This window comes from Streptomyces sp. NPDC096311, assembly GCF_044763085.1.
GTDB lineage: Bacteria > Actinomycetota > Actinomycetes > Streptomycetales > Streptomycetaceae > Streptomyces.
In genome coordinates this window covers 1-13,045 of sequence record NZ_JBIWFN010000016.1, presented here as the reverse complement: position 1 = coordinate 13,045, position 13,045 = coordinate 1, and the positions used below count along the sequence as shown (strand labels likewise).

General features: G+C 67.3%; 14 protein-coding genes and 1 pseudogene. 10 read left to right on the top strand and 5 right to left on the bottom strand.

Annotated elements, in window-relative coordinates; genetic code table 11:
• Positions 1-27: 27 nt before the first annotated feature.
• Complete coding sequence (locus ACIRA5_RS34790; RefSeq protein ID WP_403697811.1) at positions 28-609, top strand: NADPH-dependent FMN reductase; 582 nt, start codon at positions 28-30, stop codon at positions 607-609.
• A gap of 110 nt (positions 610-719) precedes the next feature.
• Here the strand turns inward: ACIRA5_RS34790 and ACIRA5_RS34785 are convergent, their stop codons facing one another.
• Positions 720-935: a hypothetical protein gene (locus tag ACIRA5_RS34785; RefSeq protein WP_403697809.1), complete on the bottom strand. Its 216-nt coding sequence runs from the start codon at positions 933-935 to the stop codon at positions 720-722.
• Between the two features lie 780 nt (positions 936-1,715).
• Here ACIRA5_RS34785 and ACIRA5_RS34780 point away from each other — a divergent pair.
• Positions 1,716-2,093 carry a hypothetical protein gene (locus tag ACIRA5_RS34780; protein ID WP_403697807.1) on the top strand — a complete coding sequence of 126 codons (378 nt, stop codon included), beginning with the start codon at positions 1,716-1,718 and terminating at the stop codon, positions 2,091-2,093.
• Between the two features lie 331 nt (positions 2,094-2,424).
• Positions 2,425-2,862, top strand: a complete 438-nt coding sequence (locus ACIRA5_RS34775; protein WP_403697805.1) for a hypothetical protein — start codon at positions 2,425-2,427, stop codon at positions 2,860-2,862.
• A 687-nt stretch (positions 2,863-3,549) separates the two neighbouring features.
• On the opposite strand, the gene ACIRA5_RS34770 is transcribed toward ACIRA5_RS34775, so the two are convergent.
• The 3 genes from ACIRA5_RS34770 to ACIRA5_RS34760 form a co-directional block, all read right to left on the bottom strand.
• A complete protein-coding gene (locus ACIRA5_RS34770; RefSeq protein WP_403697803.1) occupies positions 3,550-4,035 on the bottom strand; it encodes a hypothetical protein in 486 nt (161 codons plus the stop codon).
• Positions 4,036-4,295: 260 nt separating this feature from the next.
• Positions 4,296-4,952, bottom strand: a complete 657-nt coding sequence (locus ACIRA5_RS34765; protein WP_403697801.1) for a DedA family protein — start codon at positions 4,950-4,952, stop codon at positions 4,296-4,298.
• Entirely contained in the window at positions 4,949-5,665 is a 717-nt protein-coding gene (locus ACIRA5_RS34760) for a class I SAM-dependent methyltransferase (RefSeq protein WP_403697799.1), read from the bottom strand. The genes ACIRA5_RS34765 and ACIRA5_RS34760 overlap by 4 nt, the downstream gene beginning before the upstream one ends.
• Here ACIRA5_RS34760 and ACIRA5_RS34755 point away from each other — a divergent pair.
• A pseudogene (locus ACIRA5_RS34755) lies at positions 5,664-6,449 on the top strand (histidine kinase); the annotation flags it as partial. The gene ACIRA5_RS34760 and the pseudogene ACIRA5_RS34755 sit on opposite strands and share 2 nt — an antisense overlap.
• A gap of 82 nt (positions 6,450-6,531) precedes the next feature.
• On the opposite strand, the gene ACIRA5_RS34750 reads toward ACIRA5_RS34755, so the two are convergent.
• A complete protein-coding gene (locus tag ACIRA5_RS34750; RefSeq protein WP_403698169.1) occupies positions 6,532-6,852 on the bottom strand; it encodes a hypothetical protein in 321 nt (106 codons plus the stop codon).
• Positions 6,853-7,181: 329 nt separating this feature from the next.
• On the opposite strand from ACIRA5_RS34750, the gene ACIRA5_RS34745 reads away from it, so the two are divergent.
• The 6 genes from ACIRA5_RS34745 to ACIRA5_RS34720 all read left to right on the top strand — a co-directional run bounded on the left by ACIRA5_RS34745 (position 7,182) and on the right by ACIRA5_RS34720 (position 12,853).
• The gene (locus tag ACIRA5_RS34745) at positions 7,182-7,691 is read left to right on the top strand and encodes an FCD domain-containing protein (RefSeq protein WP_403697797.1); all 510 of its coding nucleotides are present in this window, start codon (positions 7,182-7,184) and stop codon (positions 7,689-7,691) included.
• A 410-nt stretch (positions 7,692-8,101) separates the two neighbouring features.
• A complete protein-coding gene (locus tag ACIRA5_RS34740) occupies positions 8,102-8,566 on the top strand; it encodes a MarR family winged helix-turn-helix transcriptional regulator (protein ID WP_403697795.1) in 465 nt (154 codons plus the stop codon).
• Between the two features lie 561 nt (positions 8,567-9,127).
• Complete coding sequence (locus ACIRA5_RS34735; RefSeq protein WP_403697793.1) at positions 9,128-9,706, top strand: cysteine hydrolase; 579 nt, start codon at positions 9,128-9,130, stop codon at positions 9,704-9,706.
• 129 nt (positions 9,707-9,835) lie between these two features.
• Positions 9,836-11,506: an MDR family MFS transporter gene (locus ACIRA5_RS34730; protein WP_403697791.1), complete on the top strand. Its 1,671-nt coding sequence runs from the start codon at positions 9,836-9,838 to the stop codon at positions 11,504-11,506.
• A gap of 85 nt (positions 11,507-11,591) precedes the next feature.
• Positions 11,592-12,422, top strand: coding sequence for an IS5 family transposase (locus ACIRA5_RS34725; protein WP_403697789.1), 831 nt, complete (start codon positions 11,592-11,594; stop codon positions 12,420-12,422).
• A complete protein-coding gene (locus tag ACIRA5_RS34720; RefSeq protein WP_403697787.1) occupies positions 12,419-12,853 on the top strand; it encodes a hypothetical protein in 435 nt (144 codons plus the stop codon). The genes ACIRA5_RS34725 and ACIRA5_RS34720 overlap by 4 nt, the downstream gene beginning before the upstream one ends.
• Positions 12,854-13,045: the final 192 nt, after the last annotated feature.

The window sequence follows — 13,045 nt, the reverse complement described above, 5'->3', positions numbered from 1 at the left end:
ACCAGTACCAGAACAGGAGAATCGGACATGATCAGGATCGGCATCATCATCGGCAGCACCCGCCCCGGCCGGAACGGCGACCAGGTGGCCCCATGGGTGCGGGACCTGGCGGTTGAACACGCAGGCGACGTCGCGGAGTTCGAGCTCGTGGACCTGAAGGACTACGCGCTGCCGCTGCTCGACGAGCCCGTGCCGGCGCGCATGGCACCGGGCCGACGGCCGCACACACGGCGATGGGCCCAGCGGATCGGATCGTGCGACGCCTTCATCGTCGTCACGCCCGAGTACAACACCGCCCCGCCCGCCGCCCTGACCAATGCCATCGACTACCTCTACGCGGAGTGGGGCGGCAAGCCGGTCGGTTACGTCGGCTACGGCATCTTCGGCGCGGTCATGGCGGTGCAAAAGCTACGTGCGCAGGCGGGCCCGTTGCGGATGGCGGACATCGGACCTCAGGTGGCGCTGTCGCTGCGCGAGGACTTCGAAGCCTTTGCCGACTTCCGTCCGCAGGAGCTGCACGTGGCGGAGGTGCACGGGCTGGTCGACGAGCTGCTGGCGTGGGCGCAGGCCCTCGGCCCGCTGCGCGCAGCTTCCCGGGCCGCTGCTTGAACGGCCGAAACCCCATCGCCATCCCCTACAACGTTTGATTCGCCGTGCGAACGGTGGCGGTCCGCGCCCCGGCCTCGCGCCGGAGGCGGACCGGCCCGCCGATCCGATCGTCACTGGACGCCACCATCCCGTAGCCGGGAGCTGGTCATGACCGAGTACGCCACACACCAGAAGATTGCGCTGATTACCGGGCGAACAGGGGGATCGGCCGTGCAGCTGCCGAGCAGTTCGCTGCGCTGGGCATGACGGTCCTGATCGGTCTCCGAGACCCACGGCGTGGCGAGGATGCCGCTGCGGCGTTGCGCGCGGCCGGCGGCAACGCGCACGCGCACACCCGAATGTCTTCCTACACCCCGACCTTGAGTCGGTTCGGTCGCTGTGAACTCTTCATCACCGCTTTGACCTGCGGAAGCAGAAGGAAAGTGTCCTCACACGCGGCCAGCGTCCAGCTGGAGTTGACGGAGCGTCACCGGCGCCGAGAAGCACGATCGACTTCACGGAATCCGTGCCAGAACCCGTTTCTCACCCGTTGCCGAGAAGCGGGTTCCCAGGTGGGGAATCTCGGGCTGTTTGTAAGTGAACTCGTGTGGAGTAAAGCAAGAGTTGGCGCTTTGCGGCCGATACCGTCGCCGCTGTGGCCCAGCGATGTCCTGGCATCTCCACGCAGCGGTCAGGCCTGAACTGCCTCACCCCCCTTGCCTGGGGGCCGACTGCGTCCCTGTGTGGACCACGCACGGTCGAACAGTGAGATGTGGGTCACCTCCGGGGGCGTCGATGTCACACTCCGGGGGCTCGCCTCCCTCTCAGGGTGAAACCGTAGCGACCGCGGCAGGAGGCACTCATGAGCTCCGACACCCGGCCTGGCGCACTGTGGAAGTCCCGGCCAGACGGCGTAGATGGCGACACGCTCCCCGGCGTCCTGGTCAACGGCAGCCTTGCTCCGACGCGACGCTACGGGATTGTCCGAAGTGGCAGCAGGGGGCTGCCAGACAAAGCAGCGGCCGGAAAGCTCGATGCCCGACAGGACCTCGACCGGCCCCGCCCAGCCCGACGGCACACGCCACGGGGACCCATAGGCCCGACGGGCCGACGAGAAGGGAAAGATCATGACCAAGTATCGGAAGACGGGGCGCGCACTGACCGCCGGCGCGGCTCTGCTGGGCGCACTGGCGCTTTCGGGGCCGGCGCACGCCGCCGACCGCACCTCCATCCTCGCCTACGGCGCTTACACCCGCGCGCAGGCCGTGTCCTACGGTGCGAACGGCGCCGTCAGGGTCTGCGACGTCCATGCGGACGGCTACGGCGTCGCCGTCCACTACTACCGCAAGGTCGGAAACCGTCAGACGCTGTCGGACTCCAAGGGCAACGGCACCTGCAGCGAGACCACCGACATCCAGAGCAATCCGATCACCCTCTTCACGGCGTGCGTGGTCATTGACAGCGTCGACTACTGCAACACCTCGTACGCAGACACCGGCCGGTAGCCCGCGCGCTCCCACGGGGTGCCGCACTGGCGTGACCACGCCGGACAGCAGCCGTGCATTCAGGCGGGCGCCGGCCCCGTACGGCGCCCGCCGCCGCCACGGGGCGGGCGCCCGTCGGTCAGTCGACCGGCTGCTCGGCGGTGCGCAGCCCCGCCATCCACGCTGCCCGGGGTCTGCGGTGGCTGCGCCCGGTGCCTCAGGTGTGATCCAGTCAGGTTGCGACCGTGGCGCCGTCCCAGGAGTGCGGGCGGCCCGGACGCGCTGCTGGTCGGCACGGAGTCCAGGGTGCCTGCAGGGGGTGGGCCGCCTCGGAAAACCCAGGGGAGACACCGTGGTCCGTCTCCGTCCACTCGACGGCCCGCCGCTGGCCCGGCAGATCGGTGTCGCCGTCCTGCGCACCACCACGGCCGGCAGCGCCGGGCAACTGCGAGTGACGAACAACAGGTGGTGCGACGAGTTCGACGTCCCCGCCGACAAGGAGTGTGCCGACCGGACGCACCACACGATCGCCGAGTACCGGGCGGTGGTCGCCGACACCGACTTCAGTTCCGATGTGCGGGCGCTCACCGAACCCGTATCGATGGCCTATCGCGCGATGCGCCATCTCGAACGGCCCCGGGACGGCACCCTGGACATCGTCGTCAGCGGCCCTGGCTCAATCGGTGTGACCACCGCACTTCTGTGGGCGGAGCGCTGGCACGAGTTGTGTCTAGAGGTGCCGAACGCAGCAGGGACCTACGCCTCGCCGCCACGAAGTCACTGGGCTTGAACACACTCGTCGCTGACGAGGCGACGGATCTGGCCCCGGACGGATGGCTGGAGGCGTCCGGCGTCTCCCACGCTCTGAAGGCCGCCCTGAAACAGACGGCACCCCGGGGCACCGTGGTGGTGCCCGATCTCTTCGGGCCCGCGGCGGCCCCCGACGTGAAGCAGCTGGACCATCGGGAGATTCGTCTGCAGCGCAGTCACGGCTCCTGGGCCGTGGACTATCACCATGCCCTGAATGTGCTGAGCGCGAACCGGCAGCTGTGGTCCTCACTCTTGTCCATGAGCCCGCCAAGGTTGTGCTGGTACCAGATGCAGACTGATGCGCCCGCACGAGTGGCGCATGGAAAAGTGGACGCGGCTGCCCCTCCAAGAGCGCTTCCTCCGGCTCCGATGTCGTCACCGCTGGAGCCTTGAGCCAGTCGGTGCTGTGGGCCATGCAAGACAGGTCACGCATGGCTCACCCATACACACCCCACATGCGCACACCCCTCGGCCCGAAACACAACAGCGCCTTGCCGTACCGGTCATGGACGCGGACGCATCGATCATCAAGGTCAGCGGCCGTTCCCAAAAACCCCGCCGACTGCGGGGCCATCGCATCGGCTCGTCGTCGGCCCGAGATGGTCCGCGCCAGTCGCGTGCTGACACCTGCTACGTCTGCGGGGAACACCCGCCCGCAGGCGGCGAATCAGCGCGGTGGCGCTCCTCCGGGGGCACGGCTCCCTCGCGCCGCTGGGGACCCGCCGGTCGGTGTCGGCCTGTTCGTCCTCGGTGTCGGCGTACCGGCACTGGAGTCCTCCCGTTCACGGACGCTCGCCGGAACCGGCTGCGACGGGATGCTGCCGCCGACCGTACCCTCATGCCGGTTCTCAATGAATGCGACAGCCTCAGGCGAGAGCGATACCGGTTCACTGACGAGGAGGTGGCGATCGAAGTCGTACTGCCGCGGCCCCTCGCCGGCTTCCAGAACATCGGACCGATACACGATCGTCCGTTGGCCATCGATCTCAGTGATGTCGATCAGCGCCTCCGGCCTGACGAGCCGACTGTTAAGCACGGGAGGACGACTGATTCGTTCGGCTGGGACAAGGACCTCGATTGCGCGCTCGATCTTGAGCTTGACTGCTTCATCGACCGATCCGGAATCGCCGTATCTGACAGTGGGCGGCTTCATTGCCTGTCCCTTCGGTGCGGCTCCTGCAGACGGGCGGGTGACCGGAGCCCGGGCCGAGGCCGGCTGGGACGCGGTTGTCCACGACGGTACGGCCCGCCGCCCGAATCTCGGCTGTGACGGCACACAGGAGCTGCCATGGATCATGTGATCCCAACCATGGCGTGCCCAGTCGTCTTCAGGGTTTTCGCCATACCCACGTGCGGGAGTTCACGACCTGGTCCCTCAAGTCGGTGTGTGCGAACTCCCCGCCTCATGACTCCTCATCGTTCGAGGGTTACCGCCGTGTCCTGTGAGGGGAGCGCCGACGTCCGACGGCGAAAGGAGTGGCCACGCTTCTTCACCAACAGGACCACAGCCCCCATCGCGACCAGGACCACCACGGCGACAGCCGGGCCAACACGAGTGAGAACCTGGACGAGGGACGTGGCGGTGGCGTACTCGGTGCCTGCCTCAGCCGTGGCCCACAGGCAGGCGGCGAAGACGCTGTAGGGAGCGATGCGGCGATAGCGCAGGTGCGTGGCGCCCGCAGCGTGGGGGGCGAGGGTGCGGACCACCGGCACGAAGCGAGCCATGAACACCGCGCGGCCACCGAAGCGTGTCATCAGGGCCTCGGCCCGATGCCAGGCTACGCCCGGGATGCGACGACCTACACGGCCGGTACGCAACTGGTCGCCGAGGAGCCTGCCCGTGTGGTATCCGAGCAAGTCCCCCGCGACTGCAGCACTCACCGCGACGGCTATGACGAGCACGAGGCTGATGTAGCCGGTGCGGGCCAGCGCACCGGCCGTCATCAGCAGGGTGAAGGTGGGGATGAATGCGCCAACCAGCAGGATCGACTCGGCCAGGACGGCGGCTGCCACCACCGCGTAGGCCGCGACAGGGGGCACGTGCGTGAGGATGGTGGAGAGGGCGTTCACCGCTGCCCTCCACCGAGGGCCTGCTGTTTGGGGATCAGGGGCAATTGCAGATACCAGACGTGGGCGGGGGGAAGGTTGGCCCACACGGTCCAGCGGCCGGTCGCGTAGTTGCGCTGGTAGGCGGCCATGACCTCATCCACCGCGGCGTGTCGCCGCGCTTCGGCTCGAGAAGCCGTCACAGCGCGGGCCTTTCGGGTTCCGACATAGGCGAAGTAGGTCAGGGTCCCGCCGGGGTGCAACAGCTCCAGGTATCGAGCCATGATGCGCTCGACCTGTGCGGGGGTGAAGTTGGTCAGTGGCCGGCCGGAGACGATCACGTCGTAGCGCTGATCCGTGTCGAGTTCCTCCACGAAGGTCTGGTGCACATTCACCTGCGCCAGGCGGCCGGCCAGGCCCTGATGTGTGTCGACGAGGTGGCGCAGTCGGTCGGCGAAGCGCGGATGGGCCTCGACGATGTCCAGACTGCTGCCCCGGGGCAGCTGCGGCAGCAGCGCGCGGGTGACCGCGCCGGTGCCGGCACCGGCTTCCAGGACGGCCAGCGGGCGAGGGGGATGGACCCGTATGGGCTCGATCAGGGCACGGGCCAGGGCCTTGCCGCTGGGTGCGATCGCACCGGTAGTCCGCAGATCGTGAGCCGCTTCGGTCAGGAACATCCAGCCTTCGGCACGACGGCGCACGGGGACACGGTCGTCAGAGGGGGTCCAATCGTTCATGGTTTCGACGCTAGAAACCGATGTCAGGCACTGGATCCGTCGTTGTTCGACGGCGTACCCCTACGAAAGTCGGGGGTGCGCGTGGCAGAACGTCGGACGGAATGATCAACAGAGTCTGCATAGGCTTGCAAGGGTGAGCAGGAAAGAGGGTCGGAGGTGGGCCGCCTACGGACGCGTGGGCCTGGTCTCGCTGTGTGTGGCAGCCACTCCACTGAACGCGGTGACGCTCGACAACAGTCGCTATCTGCTTCCCGCGACTGTTTCAGCTGTTCTGTGCGGAGCCGCCCAGCTCATGCCCCGGCTGCCATGGTTTGTCGCACCGCTGCTGGTCACTGTGGCTAGTGCGTGGTGGGGCGAGCCCTTGCTGCCCTTGCTCGCACTCGCCCTGTTCGGTCTCGCTGTGGATCTCCGAGTGCGGGCGGCAGCGGCGTGCGCGGTCGCCGCGCTGAGCGCCAACCTGCTCAGCTACCCGGCCACCTCGCTCTGGACCGCGCAGAGCTACGCGGCCACACTGTTCCTGCCGCTGCTGGCCGTCGCCATCGGTTTGTGGCTCGGCAATCGGCGGCGACTCCTGGAGGCCCTCGCCAACGACATCGAGCATCCGCGTGTGGAAGCAGCGCTGCGTGAACAGGCAGCCCGCTCCGCGGAACGCTCCCGGATCGCCGCCGAGATGCACGACATCCTCGCCCACCGCCTCAGCCTCATCGCCCTGCACACCGGCGTCCTCACCACCAAGAACGACACCCTGCCCCCAACCATCGCCGAACGCCTCACCCTCCTGCGCACCACATCAACCGAAGCCCTCACCGACCTCCGCGACGTCCTCGGCGCCCTACACGACCCCGACACCACACCCACAGCAACACTCACACCGGGTCATCCGAGAGGTACCCGAACTGACCGACCAAGCCCGAGCCGCCGGACAACACGTCACCCTCACCATCGACGGCACACCCGAACAAGCCCCCACCACCCACCAACTCGCCGTCTACCGCATCGTCCAAGAAGCAGTCACCAACGCCCGCAAACACGCCCACGGCGCCGACACCACCGTCCGCATCAACTACCAGCCACCCGCCACCCTCGTCGAAATCACCAACACCCCCGGCACCCCCGACGAAACCGCCGTCACCTCCGGCTACGGACTCATCGGACTCCGCGAACGCGTCACCGCCCTCGGCGGCCACCTCAACGCCGGACCCGCAGGCGCCGGCGCCTGGCGCCTCGGCGCCCGCATCCCCCACCCCACCACCACCCCACAGAACGGCCCCCACACATGATCCGCGCCATGATCGTGGACAGTGACTCCGAGGCCGGCGTAGGTGGCATTGCGCCGGATACGGTCGCGCTGCGCCCCTGCCCGTGAACTCGGCACGTTCGTTCTCCCGCCCCCCACGTGTCCGCTCCCGTGGTGGCCGTGCCGCCAGTACCACCGAGTCCACTTGATTTCGCGGTAGGTCTGACTGTTCCCAGCTGGATGGCAAACTGCTCATAGCAGAAGAGGTACCAGGGTGACGTGCAGGACCTGTTCGACCTGCGTCTGTGGCTGGAGCCCGAAGCTGCGGCACTCGCGGCCAAGCGTGCCGTCCGCTTCCCCGACCACATTGCGGCTATGCGTGATTTCTGCCAGCGCGAAGAAGAAGTCGAGGACCGGGCAGATGTGGCGTCCTGGCTCACGGATCACTACCGGGCACACCGTCGCATCGCCGTACTCAGCGCAAACGCGGAGCTCGACCGCGTTCTCAGCGAGGTTCTGCTGAAGAGGGAGCGGTACCACGCCCTCGACGTGATCAGCCCGGCGTCAGGAACCAGGAGCACGGGATCGACACACCGTGCGCTGATGGATGCCATCGCCACCGGTGACTCCGCCGAGGCCAGGGAACTCGCCGCGCAGCATGTGAGCGGGGCTCGGGACCGCGCCGTCACCGCCGTCCTGGACAGCGAGGCGCTGCGCACCGTTGACCTGACTTCGCTGGGCCCGTCGCCCGAACACCGCGATCGCGAATCGTCCGCGTGTTCCGCCTGAAGGGGGCGGAGGTGTGAGCATGCCGGCTCACTTCCCCTCACCTCGTGTCTCAGCCGAAATCGCATGGGCCATCTCTTCTGCTGTCTCGCCGGACCCGACCGACGCGTGCCAGGCAGGCCCGGCCTGCTGAGCGGGGCCCGGGACCTGGGAAGCGGCGTCAACTCGCCGAGGCCGTCTACCTCGCGGTGTGTGGCGAGCCCTACGTCATCTCACCCCGCTGAGAGGGTGGTATGAGGCTCAATGCCCGTTACGGGGTTGAGCATTGGGGAAGGTGCGCTGCTCTTGGGGTTCGGTGGCGGATCACGGCCGGGGTTGGGGGAACAGGCCGTTGCGTGGCCTCATGCCCGAGCCCGTACGTACGCCTGACAGGGTCGGACCTCTCACGACTGAATGCTATGTATCATAGTTATATGCGTGAGGAAGAGGCCTACTGGCTGCAGAAGCAGATCAAGCGGCTGCATCGCCAGGTGCAGCGGCAGCAGCCTGAGGTCGATGGCGTTTCCTCCTCGGCGTTGCAGATACTCGTGGCAGTGGAGCAAGCAGGGCGGGCGCTGCGGCCCGGTGAGCTCGCCGAGGAGCTGGAGATGACCACCTCCAACGTGGCTGCGGCCCTCCGCTCCCTGGAGAGGGGGCGTCTGGTGGTTCGCGAGCCTGACCCAGGTGATGGGCGTAAGGCGTTCGTGAACTTGACGCCGGCGGGCGCGGACGTGATTGCCGAGGTGCGCCGGGGCAATCATGCGTGGCTGCAGCAGGCCATCGCCGACACTCTTACCGCCGACGAGCAGCGACTGCTGCTGCAGGCGGGAGACCTCATGCGGCGGCTCTGCGAGCAGGCCGCCCCTGCAGGTCGCCGCCGGGTGCTGCCGGAATTTTAGGCACCTGCCCCGAATGGCCTGAGGTGCCGGGCGTGAAATCCCCGGCGGGAATGGATCTTTGCCGCGGCGGCGAAATGCCCCGTACGTCCCAGCCTTTCGGTCGGTAACGCCGCCCGCATGTGCCGGTCCGTGGCCGACGCTGCCGCCCGTCGGCGCCCCCTCCGCAAACCCAGCGAGCATCGCACTCGGGTACGCCGCTTGGCCAAGATCGCCAAGCCTTCTGGCACCTCAAACGCCGCATCCGACGCCGTCCGCGGCCATTACCCAAGGTGACTACGTGAGCGCGTTCCGCTCGTTTGACTTTCTGTAATATAGGTATGCAGCATAGAGATATTACTAGCTATCTTGCATAGATGACGGAGCCAAGCGGCCATGACCTGCGGACGAGGCGGACCCGAAGCAGGTGTCACCGCACCGGCTGGGCCGTGGCGCCCAGGCGGCTCGGCCGCTCCCGCACGGACCGCTTCTCTGCCCCGCACCCGCCGATGCCTAGTCGGGTGCGCGGTCGGGGCAGTGCCGGGTTACGGCACGCCATGACAACTCACCTTCGAAGGGCTGAACATGACACTCACGCGTATAGACGACAAGGCGGCCTTGATCGTCGTCGACCTGCAGAAGGCGCTCACCGCGACAACAGTGCCGCTCCTGCATCCGGTCGCGGAGATCGTGGGACGGGCCAGCCGCCTGGCGGCCGCCTTCCGGACCCGCGGCCTGCCCGTCGTGCTGGTGAACGCCACCGGTAGTGCGCCCGGCAGGACCGAGGTCGGTTCCCACGCGGGCTCCACTCTGCCTGCTGACTTGACCGAGATCCTCCCCGAACTCGACCCCCAGCCCAGTGACATCCGGGTGAGCAAGCGGACCTGGGGCGCCTTCCACAACACCCCGCTCGATGACCACCTCCGCGGCCTCGGTGTCACCCAGGTCGTGATTGTCGGGGTCGCGACCAGCGTTGGCGTCGAATCCACTGCCCGCGCCGCTCACGAGCACGGCTATCACGTCGTCCTGGCCACCGACGCGATGACCGACGGCAGCGTAGAAGCGCACGACAACAGCATCGGCCGGATCTTCCCCCGCGTCGGTGAGACCGCGACCACCGAGGAAGTCCTTCAACAGGTCGGCGAATCCCCCCAGGCCCTGTAGGGCCAATCCGTGGCACGGGGGGCCGACGCGGTGGGTGAACCGTGATGGACACGCGCACCGCCGGCTGCCCCGGGCACGGCGAACTGCACCAGATCACCGGGGAATTGACCACAGAAAGGACGAGCACTGATGGCCTCAGCTGTTCCCGCGGCCGGCCGCGACCCAGAGCCGAGCGTCGAACCCGACACGGGCGACGCACCGATACCGGCGCTGGGCCGCCGCCGCATCAATCTCATCATCGGCGCACTCATGCTGGGCATGCTGCTCTCCGCCCTGGACCAGACCATCGTGTCGACCGCCTTGCCGACGATCGTTGGCGACCTCAACGGCGGCTCTCACATCGCCTGGGTGGTCACCGCCTATCTGCTCACCCTGACGGTGTCGACCCCACTGTGGGGCAAGCTGGGCGACCAGTACGGCCGGAAGATTTTTTTCCAGGCCGCGATCGTCATCTTCCTGATCGGATCGGTCCTTTGCGGCCTCAGCAACTCGATGTTCGAGTTGATCGCCTTCCGCGCAGTGCAAGGACTGGGCGGCGGCGGCCTGATGGTCGGCGCGCAGGCCATCATCGGCGACGTCGTCTCGCCGCGCGAACGCGGCAAGTACCAGGGGCTCTTTGGCGCGCTCTTCGGACTGGCCAGTGTGGTCGGCCCGCTGCTCGGCGGCCTGTTCGTCCAACACCTCACCTGGCGCTGGATCTTCTACATCAATGTTCCGGTCGGCCTGATCGCGCTGATCGTGGTGGCCAGCCAGGTCCCCGGCCGACTGAGCAGGCTGCGCCACAAGATCGACTACCGCGGCATGATTGTGCTGCTGATGGCGGCCTCCGCCCTGATCCTGCTCACCAGCCTGGGCGGCACCACCTATGCATGGTCCTCGGCGCCCATCTACATCCTGGGCGCCGCCGGCGTGGTCCTGACCTGCCTGTTCGTGCTCGTCGAGCGTCGGGCTGCGGAACCGATCCTGCCGCTGCACCTGTTCACAACGCGCACCTTCTCCATGACCAGCCTGGTTGCCTTCGTCGTCGGCTTCGCCATGTTCGGCGCGATCACCTACCTGCCCGCGTTCTTCCAGGTGGTCCGGGGCATCTCGCCGACCGTCTCCGGGATGTACCTCCTGCCGATGATGGCCGGGCTCGTCGTGACGTCGATCGCGTCCGGACGGATCATCTCCAAGACCGGCAGGTACCGGATCTTCCCCATCGCCGGCACCGCCGTGATCACCCTCGGCATGTTCCTGCTCCACCTGATGGACGTGGGCACCACGACCTACGAGAGTTCCCTGTACATGCTGGTGCTCGGCATCGGCATCGGCAGCGCCACCCAGGTCCTGATCATCATCGTGCAGAACGGAGTGCCGAACAGCGAACTGGGCGTTGCGACCTCTGGGGTCACCTTCTTCCGCACAATCGGCGGCTCGTTCGGCACCGCGATCTTCGGCGCGATCTTCTCCAACGTACTGGTCGGCAACCTGGCCAACCATCTCCACGGAGCGCCCCTGCCACCCGGCTTCACCAGCGCAGACGTCACCCCCGAGCTACTCAGCCAGCTACCCGCCTCGGTGCACCACGGTTTCGTCGCCGGCTACGCCGAGTCGATCCAGACCGTGTTCCTCGTCGCCGTACCGGTCGCCGCACTCGCGTTCCTGTGCACCTGGCTCATCCCGCAGGTGGAACTCAAGCAGTGGCCCAAGCCCGACCCCGGCACCCCGGCGACGCCAGCTCCGCCGCCCGCAGGGGCAGCGCCGCAGGGCAACGCCCCGACACAGCCAGACGACACGCACCGCCGGTCCCCGAGCTGAGTGGGCAGCGTGAGGGGTGTCGCCCGGACGAGAAACCTTGAGGCGGTCATGGCGGTCGACGGATCTGGGCGGGGAGGCGACGAGGGTGAGTGAGCGCAAGCCGTACCCGAGCGACTTGTCCGACGAGTGCTGGGCGTTGATCGAGCCGGTGATCACTGCCTGGAAGGCCGCACGCCTCTCCGCGACCGGGTATCAGGGCGTCCACGAGATGCGGGAGATCGTGAACGCGATCTTGTATCAGAACCGGACCGGCTGCCAGTGGGGCTACCTGCCGCACGACCTGCCCCAGAAAGGAGCGGCCTACTACTACTTCGCCGCCTGGCGCGACGACGGCACCGATCAGAAGATCCACGACCTGCTGCGCTGGTATACGCGTGAACAAAGGCACCGATCAGCCGACCCGAGCCTCGTCGTCCTCGACACCCAGAGCAAGCGCGCGGCTGCCGGAGTGCCTGCCGCCACGACCGGGAAGGACGCGGCGAAAAGGGTGTCGGGACGCAAGCTGGGGCTGGCCGTTGACGTTCTCGGGCTGGTGATCGCGGTGGTGGTCACCGCGGCCTCGGCCCACGAGAACCATGTCGGGGCCCGCCTGCTGGACAAGGTCGCCCAGCAGACCGACACGGCCAAGAAGGCACTGGTGGATCAGGGGTTCAAGTCCGCGGTCGTCGACCATGGAACACGCCTGGGCATCGACGTCGAGATCGTACAGCGCAATCCCGCGGACAAGGGCTTCATCCCGCAGACCAAGCGGTGGATCGTGGAACGCGCCTACGGGATCTTGACGATGTACCGGCGCCTGGTACGCGAATACGACCACCGACCCCGGAGCGCAGAGTCTCGCGTGTACTGGGCGATGACCGACGTGATGACACGCCGACTGACCTGCACCACCGCTCTCACCTGGCGAGACACATGACCGGTACCAACGCTCTGAACCCGCTCCTGGAGCGGATCGATGAACGCACCCAGGCCCTAACCGACCAGGCCGCGATGGTCCGGGCACAGATCGAGGAGCTTTCCGCCCGCCTCGGGGAACTCGACGAGCACCTCGAACACTTGCGGATCACCCGCAAGACGGTCCTCACCCTCGCCGGGAAACCCGACACCGCGCAGACCAGGGTAAGTTCACCGGTCCACGAGCTACCGGAGCACCCCGCCTACCAGCAGATCATGACGCTCTTTGCCGACACCGGCGGGCCACTGCGGGCCCGCGATCTGTGCCTGGCCCTCGACCTGCCGATCGTCCCGAAGAACACCGAAGGCATCCGCTCCAAGCTCAAACGCCTGGTCAGCCGCGGCATCCTCACCGAGATCGAGCCCGGCCTGTTCACCCAGCCCCGGCCGTAACCTGACACCGAACCCCGCGAGCAGCACGCCTTCCCCAACACTCTTCCCGTAACGGGCATTTAGCCTCATACCGCCCTCTCAGGACAGACACCGTTGCAGTACTAGTAGGACTCCGTTAGGTCTTTCTGTCGGCCGTGTTCAGCGGCATGCTGAGTGTGTGGACGCACATGAAGTGAACCGTGCTCGGGCGCA

Coding starts and splice junctions, on each gene's coding strand:
- ACIRA5_RS34790 (WP_403697811.1), top strand. CDS start 28: ATGATCAGGATCGGCATCATCATCGGCAGCACCCGCCCCGGCCGGAAC.
- ACIRA5_RS34780 (WP_403697807.1), top strand. CDS start 1,716: ATGACCAAGTATCGGAAGACGGGGCGCGCACTGACCGCCGGCGCGGCT.
- ACIRA5_RS34770 (WP_403697803.1), bottom strand. CDS start 4,035: ATGAAGCCGCCCACTGTCAGATACGGCGATTCCGGATCGGTCGATGAA.
- ACIRA5_RS34760 (WP_403697799.1), bottom strand. CDS start 5,665: ATGAACGATTGGACCCCCTCTGACGACCGTGTCCCCGTGCGCCGTCGT.
- ACIRA5_RS34740 (WP_403697795.1), top strand. CDS start 8,102: ATGCGTGAGGAAGAGGCCTACTGGCTGCAGAAGCAGATCAAGCGGCTG.
- ACIRA5_RS34735 (WP_403697793.1), top strand. CDS start 9,128: ATGACACTCACGCGTATAGACGACAAGGCGGCCTTGATCGTCGTCGAC.
- ACIRA5_RS34730 (WP_403697791.1), top strand. CDS start 9,836: ATGGCCTCAGCTGTTCCCGCGGCCGGCCGCGACCCAGAGCCGAGCGTC.
- ACIRA5_RS34720 (WP_403697787.1), top strand. CDS start 12,419: ATGACCGGTACCAACGCTCTGAACCCGCTCCTGGAGCGGATCGATGAA.